Source organism: Streptomyces sp. NPDC007905 (assembly GCF_042959345.1).
Taxonomy (GTDB): Bacteria; Actinomycetota; Actinomycetes; order Streptomycetales; family Streptomycetaceae; genus Streptomyces.
On the sequence record NZ_JBIBKS010000027.1, the window covers coordinates 47,562 to 62,625 of the forward strand.

Sequence of the window (15,064 nt, forward strand, 5' to 3'; positions counted from 1 at the left end):
CGGTGAAACACCATCAGGACCGCCGCCTCCTGGGAGGCGGCGGTCCCCGTGGCGGCCATGCTCCCGCGGACCAGGCAGCGCGTCGGCGCGTCAGCGGACGTTGGCCGCGCTCCGGGCCGCGGCCACGGTGGCGCACTCGGGTTGGCGTACTCGGGGTTGATGGCGCGCAGCAGGTCCTTGGCCGCGTTCGGAGTCGCGGTGCGGACGCCCCTGTGGTCCGTGATGGCGGTCATGCAGGCGGTCGGCGCCCGGTACCAGATGGCGGGGGCCTTCTGGTTGCCGTCACGGCACGCACGGCACGCACGGCACTCGGAGCTGAACCCTGACCGACCGGTGGCGGGGCACCGCGTGCCCCAGCCAGCGGTGACGCGTACGGCGCGTCTACGGGGCCATCTCGTACGCTCCGGACAACGCCTCGACCCGCTGCCAGACCCGCTTCGTACGTGCCTCGTCGACGACCGGCCGCCGGACCGAATCCAGCGCCCAGTCCTGCTGCTGTTCGGTCGCCGAGTCCTTGCCGTGCAGTTCGACGGCGTGCGCGGAGAAGTCCCGCACGAGAACGGCGAAGAGTTCGTCGAGCACGTCCTCGTCGAGTCGGGTCAGGGCGGCCTGTTCCAGGACGAGCTGCCCGTGCACGACGAGGGCGAAGAGCTGACCGACGGCGAGGAGGAGATCGAGGTCGCGGCTCTTCTCCGCGTCGGGGCCGGCCGTGGCGACGAACGCGCAGAGCGCGTCGGCCTGTTCGCGCAAGCGGGTCACGTTGGGCAGGTGCGCGTACGCGTCGAAAGCGGGCCGCCAGTCGTGGAAGCGCACCGAGCCGAGGCCGCGGGCCGGTCCCTGCCGGAACAGGAAGTCGTCGTCGGCCGCGTCGAGGCGGGTCGGCACCCCGGGGTAGTCGACCGGGTCGAGGAGGTGGCTGCGCATGAACTTCAGGATCAGCGCCAGGTTGACGTGGACCGTCCCCTCCAGCTTGGGCAGACCGCGGATCTCCACGGCCGCCTGGCCGAAGTAGTTGTCCTTCTCGAAGCCCTTGGCTGCGATGACGTCCCACATCAGGTCGATGACCTTCTCGCCCTCCGTGGTCACCTTCATCTTCGTCATCGGGTTGAAGAGCAGGTAGCGGCGGTCGTCCGGGCCGGCGGAGCGGAAGTAGTCGACAGCGCGGTCGCTGAACAACTTCATGCCGACGAGCCTGACGTAGGCGTCGGTCAACTCGCGCCGCACGTGCGGGAAGCCGGTGACCGGACGGCCGTAGAGGATGCGGTTGTGGGCATGGGTGACGGCCTCGTACATCGCGTGCTCGCAGATGCCTATCGAGGCGGTGCACAGGTTGAACTTGCCGACGTTCACGGTGTTGAGGGCGGCGTCGAAGGCGGCGCGGCCGGTGTGCAGGACGTCCTCGGCTGCTACGGGGTAGTCCTCCAGGCGGAACTCGCTGACGAACTTCGAGGAGTCGACGACGTTCTTGACCAGGTGGTAGGCCGAGTGACGGCTGTCGGCCGCGAAGAACACGTAGCCGTCGGGGCCCTCGACGTCGCTACGACGGCCGAAGACGGAGACGAGTCCGGCGGCGTTGCCGTTGCCGATGTAGTACTTGGAGCCGGTGGCCCGGAAGCCACCGTCGCCGTCGGGCTCGAGCAACATGTCGGTGGAGTAGATGTCGGCGCCGTGGGCCTTCTCGGACAGGCCGAACGCGAACACCTCGCCCTGGGTGAGGAGTTCCGCGGCGCGGGAGCGGGCGGCGGCGTTGTCGCTCTGCCAGACCGGGCCGAGGCCGAGGATCGTGACCTGCCAGATGTACCAGTAGTCCAGGCCGTAGAAGCCCAGGATCTCGTTGAGCGCTGCGATCCGGGCGGTGTCCCACCGCTTGTGCGCTTCCCCCTCCCCGGCGGCGGACGACGGCGTCAGGAAGGTGGCGAACAGGTTCTCCTTCGCGGCGAAGGCGAGGAAGTCGCCGAGCCACGCGCGGGTCCGGTAGTCCTCGATCAGCCGCCTCTTCCCGCGCTCCTCGAACCAGTCGACGGTGGCACGCAGCAAGCGCCGCGTTTCGGGGTCGAAGTGTGCGGGATCGTAAGTGCGCGGGTTGAACAGCAGCTGGTCAGCCATGGTGAGGACGCCTTTTCGCTGGTGGACGGGTGGCAATCGAGAGGTGTGACGACTGGACTGGCCGGATCGGGAGGAACGGCGGAGGATGCGGCGGCGATCAGCAGCCCCCACCGAGCCGGACCAGCGTGGCGAGCACGTCGTCAAGCCAGCCGATCATCATCCGCTCGTACGCGATGCCGCCGCGCAGCACGACGTGCTGGAGCTCCCGCTCCGCGTCGAGCGGTGCCTGCGGACCGGCCGCGTTCGCCTCGGGCCCCGTGAAGTCCCGCGCCTGTCCTGCGAGATAGTGCGCCAGCCGGTCCCGGTGCGCCTGCCGGTGCCGCTCCACCTCGCGGATCAGGGCGGTCGGGTCGTCGAAGGCGGCGCCCCGGATCTTGACGGCCAGGTCGTGGCGGACGCTCTCCGGCTCGATCGGATCGTGCAACCAGGAGGACAGCGCGGCCCGGCCGAGGTCGGCGACGCTGTACTCCTTCTTGTCCGGCCGGCCCTGCTGCGGGACGTCCCGGACGTCGATCCAACCGTCGTTCTCCATACGCTTGAGCACGCGATAGATCTGTTGGTGGGTCGCGGTCCAGAAGTAGCCGATGGACCGTTCGAAACGCCGCGCCAGCTCATAGCCGGATCCGGGCTTCTCCAAAAGCGACACCAAAATCGCGTGTTCGAGCGCCATGACACCGATCCTTCTATGCAACTCGTTGCATAGCAAGCCTCGACCGCTCCGATGCGACGCGGCTCACCCCCCGGACGCCCCCTGTCCCAGCGGCAGAGTGCTACGCAGCACGGGACGACCTGCCGCCGGCAGGCAACGTCCGGCGGCCGGATCCGCGCGCTGTGCGGGGCCTCACGGTGCGACGGGCGGGCCGGTCCTCATGCCCGGTCGGGCACCTCCAGCTGGGTGGCCATGAGGCGGACGATTGCCGTCTGGTGCTGGGCCAGGAAGAAGTGGCCGCCGGGGAAGACCTTCAGCATGAAGGGGCCGTCGGTGTGCCCGGACCAGGCGGCGGCCTCCTCCACGGTGACCTTCGGGTCGTCGTCACCGACGAGGCAGGTCACGGGGCAGCGCAGGGGCGGCCCGGGTTCCCAGGTATAGGTTTCGGCTGCGCGGTAGTCCGCCCGGATGGCCGGCAGGATCATGCGCAGGACTTCCTCGTCGCCCAGCAGTTGGGGGTTGGTGCCGCTGAGGCCGCGCATCTCGGCGACGAGGCCGTCGTCGTCGCGCAGGTGGACGGTCTCGTCGCGGTGCGTGGACGGGGAGCGGCGGCCGGAGGCGATGAGGGCGGCGGGTACGATGCCCCGCTCCTGCTCCAGCCGTCGGGCGACCTCGTAGGCGAGGGAGGCGCCCATGCTGTGGCCGAACAGGGCGATGGGCCGGTCGGTCCAGGGCAGGAGGGCCTCGTAGACCTTGTCGGCGAGCGCCGGCACGGAGTCCAGGAGCGGTTCGCCGCGGCGGTCCTGACGGCCGGGGTACTGCACGCACAGCACGTCGACGCTGTCGGGCATGGACCGGGACACGGGGAAGTAGAAGCTGGCGGAGCCGCCCGCGTGGGGCAGGCAGACCAGCCGGACGCGGCTGTCGGGGCGCGGGTGGAACCTGCGGATCCACAGGCCGTTGTCCTCGGTGAGCGGGGAGTTCACGGAATCGTTCCTCTTCGGTTTCGGTTGGACCGCCCACCGTGGCGGGGCGTTCGCCGGGAGGAGAAGGGGCGGGGCGGGGCCCGCCCACCGCTCGTCAGGAAGCCGTGACGTCCTCCTTGATGATGCGCTCGACATTCCGCTCCGCCAGCGCCGTGATGGTCACGAACGGGTTGACGCCGATGCTGCCGGGGATGAGCGAGCCGTCGGTGACGTAGAGGTTCTTGTATCCGCCGACGCGGCCGTAGCCGTCGGTGGCCTTGCCGAGGACGCAGCCGCCGAGCGGGTGGTAACAGAAGTCGTCGGCGAAGGCCTTGATCTGCTTGCCGAAGAGGTCGTACCGGTAGATGGTGGCGTTGACCTTGTTGATGCGGTCGAACAGCGACTTCGCTGCCGCGACCGCGGGCGCGTTCTGGTCCCGGGTCCAGCGCAGGTCCGCCCGGTCCTTGGCGGCGTCGTAGACGAAGGTGCCGCGCTCCGGGTTCTTGGTGATGGCCAGGTAGAGGCTGGCCCAGGTCTCGACACCCGCCGGCAGCGGGGCGATCTCGGCGAAGACGGGAGTGTTCGGGTTGTCCCAGTCGTCGATGCCGAGGGCGGGGATCGACGACTGCTTAGTGCCCGTGGGGTTCCACATGTGGTTGGCGCGGGCGGTCATGACGTTGCCGTTGGGCCCCCAGCCTCCGCCGACCTCGGAGCTGAGGTTCGGGAGAGTGCCGGTCTCGCGGGCACGCAGCAGCAGTTCGGTCGAGCCCAGGCTGCCGGCGCCGAGGAAGAGGTGGCGGCAGGAGACCTCCTTGGTCGCGAGCAGCTTGCCGTCGGTGTCCCGCTGCTCGACGGTCAGCAGGTATGTGCCGTCGTTCTGCTGACGGATCGTCTTGACCTGGTGCAAGGTCTCGATGGTGACCTTGCCGGTGCCCAGGGCGGCCGCCAGGTAGCTCTTGTCGAGTGAGACCTTGCCGTGATTGTTGCCGTAGATGACCTCGGCGGCCAGCGCGGACTTGGGTACCGTGCCGTCCGCCTCACGGCGCATGTGGTCCCAGTCGTAGACGTTGGGCACGAAGGTGGTGGTCAGGCCCGCATTCGAGGCCTGTCGGCGCGAGACCCGCGCGAACGTGTACCACTCGGTCTGCTCGAACCAGCTCTTGTCGATGTTGTTGACCCGGAGGGTCGAGTTCGCGCGCGGAAAGTACTTGGTGTACATCTCGTCGGCGTCGACCTGGGGCAGCACCTCCTCGAAGTACGAGCGCCGGGGCGTGACCGCCATGCCGCCGTTGACGAGCGAACCGCCGCCGACACCGCGTCCCACGTACACGGACATCTGGTCGAAGTTGACCCGGTCCAGGACACCCGCGTAGGGCTCGATGTCCCGGTTGGCGAGGTCGAGCCACAGGAACGAGCCGAGCGGGGCCTCGGTGCGGGTCTTGAACCAGCTGGAGCGCTTGTCGGGTGTGAGCATCCCGCAGAACACGTTGCCGTCCGGGCCGGGCTGGTTCCACAGCCGGCCCATCTCCAGCATCAGAGTGGGGACCCCTGCCTCGCCGAGACGCAGGGCGGAGACGGCCGCGCCGTAACCGGTGCCGACCACGACGGCAGGGACGAACGTGCCGCCGGAACCACTGGTTGCGGTGGCAGCGGCCGCCCGAGGGGCGGCGGTGATCGTGGTCTGCCCCGCGAGTGCGGCGGCGCCCAAGGCCGTCAGGCCGAGCAGGCGGCGGCGCGACAGAGGCTGGTGTGCAATCACGCTGTGTCTCCTGAGCTTGGGGGGAGAAGGAAGATGAATCGGAAGGCCGGCCGAAGCTGCGCGGCCTGGGGCGGACCGGACCGTGGGGAGACCGCGCAAAGACCGCCGACGACATCCGGATCGGGCGGGCTGACCCCGTGGAGGCCGGGCCCGGAGGTTCGGTCACCCCGGGTACGGAAGAGGGATTACGTACGGCCCGCTCCCGGGCGCGGACAGCGCTCACGCGTGCCTTCAGGTGTCCGCCGGGCAGGGCAGCCAAGGGCAGGACGCGGCCGGTTGGGACCCTCCGGCAACCGGGAGCTTGCGGCAGGCGCTGGTGAGGTGCTTCGCCACGGCGCGCGAACCCACTCGAGCCGTTTCCGCCATGTGCTTGCGGTCACTTGGTGAGCGGCGCGTGCGGCGCCCCTGCGGTCGGCCAGGGTGAACGCTGCCACAGCCACCGGCGCGAGGGGGCGCCCGGCGTGGGCCCCGTGCCCGCTCACTTCACGAAGTCGTCCACGACCTCGGGTGGCCAGGTGCCGACCTTGAGCACGCCCATGGAGTAGGCGCGGGAGACCAGCGCGGCGCGGTTGGGCACCTTCAGCTTCCGCAGCAGGCAGGTCACGTGGTATTCGACGCCCTGCCGGCTGAGGTAGAGGCTTGCCGCCAAGGGGACGGTGGAGACGCCGGCGGCGATGCCTTCGAGGATGCGCGCGTCCATCGCGGAGAGGATCTTCTTGCGTTTGGGCACCACCCGTGTCCCCTCGGCGTCCCCGGCCGTGGGCATCATGACCAGGATCGCGGTCGTGTCGGGCAGGCCACCGCGCACCGCGACCGCGGTGAGGGGAACGGTGAAGGCGGACTCCTCGCCAGGCCCCACGGCAATGACCGGCGTGACGAATCGCTGGTGCCTCCCTTCCAGCAAATTGGAGAATTGACGCACCAGCGGCTGCTGCACGCTCGGGTGCACCACGTCACGGAAATTGCGACCGCATATGTCTTCGGACGAGCCGTTGAACTGCCGGAAGAACTCCTGGTTCGCCTGCTGGATGGTCAGGGTTTTATCGAGGCTCGCCATGCACAGGCCTGGGGTTGCAGGTGCTGGACTCAGCAAGAGGGTGCTCCCTGTCACAGTACTTAATGAGGGCGAAATCAATGGGAAACCGGGAGCGGCCGCGAAGGCCGTCGCAGGGGCGCCGTCGACCCTGCTACCAGCGGTATCACCAGATGCCGAACATCGTGCGTCACCGCGCTTGCGGCGTCCGGGTCGAGCCGCTGGCGGTCCCTTTCCGTCACCCGCCATCGTTTTCCGGACCCCCTGTCGAAATCCTTGCCGGATACCTGCCGCTTTCTTGCCAATCGATGGACCTCCGGCTTGGAAGGCGCTTTCCCTATGCCAGGATCCGCAGGAGACGGTGTGAGACCAGCCGGCTCGAAACCGTCCGTCAGCCAGCCGTACCGCGAGAACGATGGGGACCGTCATGCCCGCACCTCCGACCGCAAACGTGTCACCCACCACAACCGGCCAGGCTGAGCTGTTAGTGAGCGTTCTGGGGCCCATGTCGGCGCGACGCGACGGGCATGACCTGCCGCTCGGACCGCCACGCCGGCGAACACTGCTCGCCCTGCTGCTCATCCGCCTTGGCCGCGTGGTGCCCACCGAACTGCTCGTCGAGGAACTGTGGGGTGACGCAGCGCCCCGTCACGCCATCGCCACACTCCAAAGCCACATCTCTCATCTGCGCAGGGCCCTGCACGCAGGGGCGGGAACGGGCCAACTTTCGGTGCTGCGTCATCGGACGCGCGGTTATGTCCTCGATCTCGATCCCGAACAGGTCGATGCCTGCCGCTTCGAGCGTCTGGTCACCGACGGACGGCGGCTGCTGGAGCAGCGCGATCCGCGCACCGCGCACGCCCGGCTCACCGAGGCCTTGGAACTGTGGCGCGGCTCACCATACGCGGAGTTCGACAGCCATCCGCCGCTCAGCGACGAGTGCACCCGACTCGAACAGATCCGGCTCACCGCCGTGGAGTCCTGCGCGGAGGCGCGGCTGGCTCTCGGCGCGGCCGAAGAGGTCGCCGCCGATCTGGACGGAGAGGCGCGCCGTCATCCCACGCGGGAGCGGCTGGTCGGCCACCTCATGACGGCACTGTCCCGGCTCGGGCGGCAGGCCGAGGCGCTTGAGGTGTACGAGCGGACGCGCAGCCATCTGGTCGAGGAGTTCGGTGTGGACACCGCGGCCGAACTGCGCCGGGTCAGAAACGCGATCCTGCGCCAGGAGCCGGGAGCGAGCGCCCCCTCGAAGAAGCCGTATCCCGTACCCCTCAAGTCCACCGGAGCGTCACACATCCCGCTGGTGCGGAACGAGATCGGTGACGACAGAGCACCGGACTCCGCGGCCTTCGAGGCCTTCGAGGGCTCCGAGGGCTTCGAGGGCTTCGAGGGCTTCGAGGGCTCCGGGGACGGTAGGACGGCCGTCACGACCCTGGGGCACGGCCGGCCGAGGGCAACCGGCGACGCCCATGGGACAGACGACTCCGTCGCGGCCGTCGAGCGCGAGGGGATCACGGGGACCGACGCGCGCCCGGAGGCGCCGGCCAATGTGCCGCCGGGTGCGCGGGCGGATGCCGCCGGCACGCAAGCCGGGACAGCCCAGTGGCAGCCTGTACCCGGGCCGGAGCGCGAGCCGGCAACCGCCCCGGGGGCCGGCGGATCCACGGATTTCGCGCCGGGTTGGACGGCTGCCCCTTCTCCGTTCACCGGCCGCAGCCAGGAGCTCGACCGCCTGACGACCGCCGCCGCGAGCGCGGTCGTGGGCCACGGCCATGTGGCCGGCGTCCTCGGCCCCCCAGGAGTCGGAAAGACCCGCCTGCTGCTCGAACTTGCGGCACGTCTGGAGAGCATGGACGCGCAGGAGAAGGGCTCCAGGGTGGAGGTGGTCTGGAGCCACTGCTTTCGCGGCGAAGGCGTCCCCGCCTACTGGCTGTGGACCCAGATCCTGCGGCGGCTGTCCGCCACCCGGCCGGATGCCTTTCGCGAGGCGACGGAACCGTACGGCGCCCTGCTCGCCCCACTGATGCCCGAGCGGTCGGCGGCCCGGGCCGCAGGCCCGAGATGGGCCTCCGACTGGTGCCAGGCCCGCTTCCTCGCCCACGACGCGGTCTGCGAGGTGTTACTCGCCCTCGCCGGGCAACACCCGCTCGTGCTGCTCCTCGAAGATCTGCAATGGGCGGACACCGCCTCCCTCGACCTGCTCAGGCTACTGAGCACCCGCTGCCAGGGCCATCCGCTCGGCATCGTGCTCACGGCCCGGGAGTTCGAGGCCGAGTCGGACGCAACGCTGCGCCGGATGGTCTCCGACGTGCTACGCGGCCCCAGGACCGACACGCTGCGGCTCTGCGGGCTCTCCCTGCGGGCCGTCGGCGCCCTCGTCGAGGCACATGCAGGGTCCGGCGTGGACCCAAAGGTTGTCGAGGTGCTGCACCGGCGCAGCGAAGGCAACCCGTATTTCGTGATGCAGCTTCTCTCCCTCGTGGGCGATGCGCGTAAACTCCATCGCCCGGATGCGGTTGACGCGCTCCTGGCCCACATTCCCACCGGCGTACGCGAGGCGCTGCACCAGCGGTTCGCCGCGCTGCCCGAGCCGGTCCTGCGGGTGCTTCGACTGTGCGCCGTCATCGGCGCCGAGGTGGACACCGACCTGTTGCAGCGGACCGCCACGCGCGACGAACCGGTCATCCCGGGTCTTGAGTCGGCCATCCGTGCCGGCCTGCTCGCGGAGGATCCGCACCATCCGGGGCGGCTGCACTTCGCGCACGCCCTGGTCCAGGAGACGCTCGTTGACGAACTCCCCCGTGAGGACCGCCACCGCCTGCACGCCAGGACCGCCGACGCGCTGCGCGCGCGCAGGCGCGGGCAAGTGGGGGACGAGGAGATCGAGCGGGTGGCACATCACAGCTGGCACGCCAAGAGTGCACTGCCCGCCGCCGAGGTGCTGCCCCGGCTGCTGCTCGCCGCGGAACACGCCGAGCAGTCCATGGCGTACGAGCAGGTGGAGATCTGGCTGCGCCGCGCAGTGCACCTGGTCGGCTTCCTACCGCCCGACGATTCCGCCACGGTGAGGTTGGAACAGAAGCTGCACATCCAACTCGGCCAGGTACTCGCCACCACTCGCGGCTACGGCCACCCCGAGGCCGAGACGGCACTGACGCGCGGTCGCACCCTCAGCACGGTCACTCATGCCCCCGAGGACCCGTCGGTGCTCTGGGCGCTGTGCACGGCAAACCTGGTCACCGGCCGCTACGACGCCTCGCGGCAGTTCTCCGGCCTGCTCCGGGACATCTCGCGGCAGACCCGGGAGCCCGTGGCGGCGCTCGGTGCGGCGTACGGCGAAGGCATCGTGCTGCATGTGCGCGGAATGCTGCCGCAGGCGCTCGCCGAACTGGAGCGCGGCGTCGGCATGGCGGATCGTTTCGCCAACGAGGGTCACTCGCTGGCGCGTACCTTCCAGCACGACCCACGCGTCTCCTGCCGCTCCTACGACACCTTCACCCACTGGCTCCTTGGACACCGGCAGACCGCCGGCTCGCGCCGACGTGAGCTGTTGAGCCTCACCGAGTACGACAGCAGGCCGTCCGACCGCTCCTTCGCGCTCTACGTGGACGGGGTCGTGGCGGCTTGGGAGGGCGACACCCGCACCGCACTCGCCTCGAGCGACGAGGGCGTCCGCGTTGCGGGCGAGCACGGGCTTGTCTACTGGAAGGCAATGCTGGGCGTCGTCAAAGGGTGGGGTCTGGCGCACGCAGGAGATCACGACGACGGCCTCGCCCTCATGCACACCTCGCTCGCCGAGCTGGGCCAGTCCAGGACGTACTTACGCCACCCGCTCCATCTGGGCCTGCTGGGCCAGGCACAACATCACGGCGGGCGGATCGAGGAGGCGAGGTCCACCTTCCGGATGCTCCTGGCCGCCGTCGAACAGCGCCGCGAGCGCGTGTACCTCCACCCGGCACTGCCCGCGACGCCGCTGCTCCACGAACTGCTGGGCCGTCCCCCGTCCCCGTAATGCGCCGCTGCGGGATCCCGGCACGCGGTGGCTCTGGCCGCCCGGCTCCCGGAGAGCCACCGCTCGCACGGTTGCGGACCCCACGCCTTGCGGCCGATGCCGCTCAGTCCTCGAAGACCGCGACCGCCTGTACCGGACAGGCCGTGGGGACGTCGTGCACGCGCGGGTCCCCCGCGCCGTCCTCATGTCCCGGGACCAGGGCGACCAGCGCGTCGTCGTCCTGCGTGAAAACACCGGGTGCGGTCATGACGCACTGACCGGAGCCGATGCACCGGTCGCGGTCGATGGTGATGCGCATGGCGTGACCCGCCTTCCTTCCTTCCGGTTCACTCCGCCCGGGTCCTCACCAGGTGACGGGGAGCTCGATCGGGCCCTGGGCGTCGTGCCCGGCCTTGATGGGCACCTCGTCCAGGGGTACGGCCAGCCGCAGGCCCGGGATCCGGGCGAAGAGGGTACCCAGGGCGATCTCGAGCTCGGCGCGGGCGAGATTCTGGCCCAGGCACTGATGGATGCCGTGGCCGAAACCGACGTGGTGACGCGTGTTGCGCCGGGCGTCGAAGACGTCGGGGTTCTCGTACGCCTTGGCGTCGCGGTTCATCAGCGTGATGGAAACCAGCACCGCGTCCCCGGCCTTGATGGTCTCGCCGCCGACCTCGATGTCCTCCTTGGCCATCCGGACCAGGTAGTCGGAGACCGAGGTGAACCGCAGCAGCTCCTCGACCACTGTCGAGACCGCACCGGGGTCGCGCAGCAGCACGTCGATCTGCTCGGGGTGCTGGATGAGCGTGAGGGCTCCGAGGGCGATCGCGTTGACGGTGGTCTCGTGGCCGGCCACCAGCAGGACCAGCGCGATCATGACCACCTCGTTGTGGTCCAGCTCGCCCTCCTCCAACTGACGTGCGATCAGCTCGTCCAGCAGGCCGTCCTCAGGCTCGGCCTGCTTCTTCCCGACCAGGCCGTGGAGGTACGCGTACAGTTCGGCGAAGGCCGCGTCGGCCTCCGCCGACGTCGCGGCGCCCACGAAGTTGCGGGAGCACTCCTCGAAGAAGTCGTGGTCGCCGTACGGGACGCCGAGGAGCTCGCAGATCGCCATGGAGGGCACGGGCAGGGCGAAGGCCGACACCAGGTCTGCGACCGGCCCCTTCGCCAGCATGTCGTCCAAGAGCCGGTCGACGAGACTCTGCAGCCTGGGGCGGATGGCGTTCATGCGCTTGACGCCGAAGCTGGGGATCAGCATGCGACGCTGCCGGGCGTGCAGGGGGTCGTCGACGCCGATCAGCGGGAACGCGAGCCCGCCGCGGCCCTCGGTGCGCTGGACGACGACGGGGAAGACCGGGTGACCCCAGTCGGAGGACAGCCGGGGATCGACGAGCAGCGCCCGACCCTCGGCGTGCCCGGTGATCAGCCACGCCGGTCGGCCGTCGAACAGCGTGACCTGCGTCAGCGGGCTCTCGCCCCGCCATTGCGCGTAGGCCTTCGGCGGCTGGTACGGGCAGGTCCTGTCCTGGGGGAAGGACGGAGCCGACGACCCGGTGCGGCGGATTTCGGTCTCGGTCATGTCGTGCCTTTCAAACAATCGGCAGTGCGGTCGTTCATCGATACGTGTTCGGCCACGGGAAACAGGTTTCTGTCCGTCAGCAGTGCCTTGGCCGGTCCGGTCAGGACTGCGCGCCGGGCCGCTCGGGGACGCAACCGCCGTCGCGTCGGGCTGTGGCGGTGCGGCAAGCGCCGCAGGAGCGGTCAGCGCCAGGGCAGCGGCAGCGGCAGCGGCTGGAGAGTCGCGGCGGCACGAAGACCGTCATGCGGAATCTCCACGACCGGCGGCTGTGCGCCCCGAAGCAGGGCAACCCCTGATGTTCACGGCGGCCGTGGCCGCCGCCCCGGCGCGACGGGCGACGGAAGGCGCGATCGGCCCACGCGGTCAGCCTGCGCCGATCTCCTGAGGAGTGGGCCGTGGTGCGGAGGTCACCAGGTGACGGGCAGCTCGTGCACGCCGTAGAAGACCATGTCGTGGCGGAAGCGGAGCTCCTCGACGGGCTTGGCCAGGCGCAGGGTCGGGAAGCGGCGGAACAGGGTCTCGAAGACGATTTGCAGCTCGATCCGGGCGAGTTGCTGGCCTATGCACTGGTGTGCACCGAAGCCGAAGGCCAGATGCGGGGCGGGGCGGCGGGTGATGTCGAAGCGCTCCGGTTCCGCCACGAAGGCGGGGTCGAAGTCGGCGGCGAGGACGTGCGCGACGACCTGCTCGCCCTTGGCGATGCGCACGCCACCGAGCTCCACGTCCCGGGTGGCGACGCGCTCGCCGCCGAACTGGCCGATGGTGAGGTACCGCAGCAGCTCCTCGACCGCGTTGCCGACCAGTGACGGGTCCTCGCGGAGCAGGGCCAACTGGTCGGGGCGGTCGAGGAGCAGCGCCGCACCGAGGCCGATCATGCAGGCGGTGGTGTCGTGGGCCGCTATCAGCAGGGTGCCGGCCGCGTTCATGAGGAACATGTCGTCGACGACGCCATCGGGGTCCTCGGTGGTGATCAACGCCGAGATCAGGTCGTCCCCGGGGTTGGCCCGGCGCTCCTGGACGAGCTGGTAGAGCAGCCCGCCCAGGCGCATGCCGGCGGCCTCGGTGGCGGCGGCGTCCTGGTCGACCCGCATCATCGCCTCGGCGATTTCCTGGAACTCCGCCCGGCGCTCGACCGGGACACCGAACAGGTCGGAAATCACCATGGAAGGCACCGGGTTCGCGAAGGTCTTCACCAGGTCGACCGGGCCGCCCAGCGCCTCGATGGCGTCGAGGTGCTCGTCGACGATGCGCTGGATGTTCGGCCGGAGCGCCTGCATGCGCCGGACGGTGAACTCCTTGGCGAGCAGCTTGCGGTCCGACGTGTGCTCCGGCTCGTCCTGCCACAGCAGGCTGCCGCGGCCGGGCTTCTGGGTGACGACGCCGTCCTGGGTGTGCAGCGCGTGGGGCACCTGGACGCTGAACGAGGGGTCGCGCAGCAGGGCGCGCACCTCCTCGTAGCCGGTCACCAGCCACGCCTCGTGGCCGCTGGTGAAGGTGGCACGGGTCACCGGGGCGGCCGCCCGGATGTCGGCGATGCCGTCCGGCGGCAGGAACGGGCAGCTGCGGGCCTTGGGGACGGCGGGCGCGTCGGCGGTGGGCTCGGGCATGACTCTCCTTGTGCTTGTGGGAGGGGAAGGGTTCGTACGCCGGTGACGGTCAGGCGGCGGCGAGTTCGAGCGCGGTCTCGCCGCGCCGAGGCGCGTTCACGAGGACGGCCATGTTCCCGGCCGGGTGCACGTTGTCGTGCATCATCTGGTGCATGCGCCCGATGTCCTGGAAGCCGTCGCAGGCGGACAGGCAGGGGTCGAGCATGCCGGCACCGACGAGGTTGATGACCTCGCGGCACTCGCGGGTGTCGGCGTAGTGCGAGCCCTGGAGTCGCTTGGAGCGCATCCACAGGTGGCGCAGGTCGACGTCTCCGTTGTAGCCGGAGGTGCCACCGCAGATGACCACCATGCCGGCGTTGTCGCACAGGTACATCGAGGTCGGCAGCGTGTCCTGGCCGCTGTGCTCCAGCACGATCCGCGGGGACTTGCGCTCACCGAGGATCTCCCAGATCTTCTTGCCGACCCCGCGAGCCCCGCGCAGGAACCGTGCCGACGCCTCGGCGTCCCCGACATCGGGCAGCCGGCCCCAATGGTCGAAGTCGCGGCGATTGATGGTGCCCTCCGCCCCGAGGCGGCGACAGTACTCGGAGCGGTCCTCGCTGGAGACCACGGCGATCGGGATGCCGCCGACCAGCCTGACGAGTTGGATGGCCATCGAGCCGAGGCCGCCCGCGCCACCCCAGATCAGGACGGGGTCGCCGGGGCGGACCGTGTTGCCCTGCCAGCCGAACAGCTGCCGGTAGGCGGTGGGCCCGGTGAGCAGGAAGGCCGCCGACTCCTCCCACGACAGATGGGCGGGCTTGGGGTGGCACTGGTACTCGTCGACGCGGCAGAACTGAGCGAACGAGCCGTAGTTGGTCTCGTACCCCCAGGCCTTGATGCTCTCCGAGACCAGAGGGTCCGTGCCCATCCGGATGTCCTCGGCGGCCTCGTCCCACTGGCCGCTGGTGAGCAGCACGTGGTCACCCACCTTGACGCTGTGGACGCCTTCGCCGACGGCCCACACCACGCCGGAGGCCTCCGAGCCTCCGATGTGGAAGTCCTCGGGCATGCCCTGGCGTTGCCGCATCCCGATGACGTCGACCGGCTTGCCCAGCGAGGACCACACGTTGTTGTAGTTGATGCCGGCGGCCATCACGTAGACCAGCACCTGGCCCCGGCCCACCGCGGGTGTGTCGACGACCTCGGTGCGGAACGCCTGCTTCGGCTCTCCGAAGCGGTTCTGGCGGATCACCGAGGCGTACATCCGCCGCGGGACCTCACCGAGCGGCGGGGTCTCGCCGATCTCGTAGAGAGCCTTCGTCATGATTTCTCTCCTCTATCTGCTCTGTCCGGTCCGGGGTGGTCGCGGGCCGGTCATGCGGTCGTTGCGTCC

10 protein-coding genes are annotated in these 15,064 nt (G+C 69.9%); 1 reads left to right on the forward strand and 9 read right to left on the reverse strand.

Annotation, left to right across the window (positions count from 1 at the left end):
• Window positions 1-381: 381 nt before the first annotated feature.
• From ACFZDC_RS35260 to ACFZDC_RS35280, 5 genes are all read right to left on the reverse strand, one after another.
• Entirely contained in the window at window positions 382-2,106 is a 1,725-nt protein-coding gene (locus ACFZDC_RS35260; protein ID WP_391330273.1) for an acyl-CoA dehydrogenase family protein, read from the reverse strand.
• Window positions 2,107-2,203: 97 nt separating this feature from the next.
• Window positions 2,204-2,776, reverse strand: a complete 573-nt coding sequence (locus ACFZDC_RS35265) for a helix-turn-helix transcriptional regulator (RefSeq protein ID WP_391330275.1) — start codon at window positions 2,774-2,776, stop codon at window positions 2,204-2,206.
• Window positions 2,777-2,973: 197 nt separating this feature from the next.
• On the reverse strand, window positions 2,974-3,741 hold the full coding sequence (locus ACFZDC_RS35270; protein WP_391330277.1) for an alpha/beta fold hydrolase: 768 nt from the start codon (window positions 3,739-3,741) through the stop codon (window positions 2,974-2,976).
• Window positions 3,742-3,835: 94 nt separating this feature from the next.
• Window positions 3,836-5,479 carry a GMC oxidoreductase gene (locus ACFZDC_RS35275; protein ID WP_391330279.1) on the reverse strand — a complete coding sequence of 548 codons (1,644 nt, stop codon included), beginning with the start codon at window positions 5,477-5,479 and terminating at the stop codon, window positions 3,836-3,838.
• Window positions 5,480-5,957: 478 nt separating this feature from the next.
• Window positions 5,958-6,536, reverse strand: a complete 579-nt coding sequence (locus tag ACFZDC_RS35280; RefSeq protein ID WP_391330280.1) for a LuxR C-terminal-related transcriptional regulator — start codon at window positions 6,534-6,536, stop codon at window positions 5,958-5,960.
• Between the two features lie 481 nt (window positions 6,537-7,017).
• Here ACFZDC_RS35280 and ACFZDC_RS35285 point away from each other — a divergent pair, with 481 nt between their 5' ends.
• Window positions 7,018-10,524 (forward strand): BTAD domain-containing putative transcriptional regulator, encoded by a 3,507-nt coding sequence (locus tag ACFZDC_RS35285; protein ID WP_391330282.1) that lies wholly within the window; start codon window positions 7,018-7,020, stop codon window positions 10,522-10,524.
• 103 nt (window positions 10,525-10,627) lie between these two features.
• Here the strand turns inward: ACFZDC_RS35285 and ACFZDC_RS35290 are convergent, their stop codons facing one another.
• The 4 genes from ACFZDC_RS35290 to ccrA form a co-directional block, all read right to left on the reverse strand.
• A complete protein-coding gene (locus ACFZDC_RS35290) occupies window positions 10,628-10,822 on the reverse strand; it encodes a ferredoxin (protein WP_391330284.1) in 195 nt (64 codons plus the stop codon).
• A 45-nt stretch (window positions 10,823-10,867) separates the two neighbouring features.
• Window positions 10,868-12,082 (reverse strand): cytochrome P450, encoded by a 1,215-nt coding sequence (locus ACFZDC_RS35295; protein ID WP_391330286.1) that lies wholly within the window; start codon window positions 12,080-12,082, stop codon window positions 10,868-10,870.
• Between the two features lie 407 nt (window positions 12,083-12,489).
• Window positions 12,490-13,689: a cytochrome P450 gene (locus ACFZDC_RS35300; RefSeq protein ID WP_391330287.1), complete on the reverse strand. Its 1,200-nt coding sequence runs from the start codon at window positions 13,687-13,689 to the stop codon at window positions 12,490-12,492.
• A 49-nt stretch (window positions 13,690-13,738) separates the two neighbouring features.
• Complete coding sequence (gene ccrA, locus ACFZDC_RS35305) at window positions 13,739-14,995, reverse strand: crotonyl-CoA carboxylase/reductase (RefSeq protein WP_391330289.1); 1,257 nt, start codon at window positions 14,993-14,995, stop codon at window positions 13,739-13,741.
• Window positions 14,996-15,064: the final 69 nt, after the last annotated feature.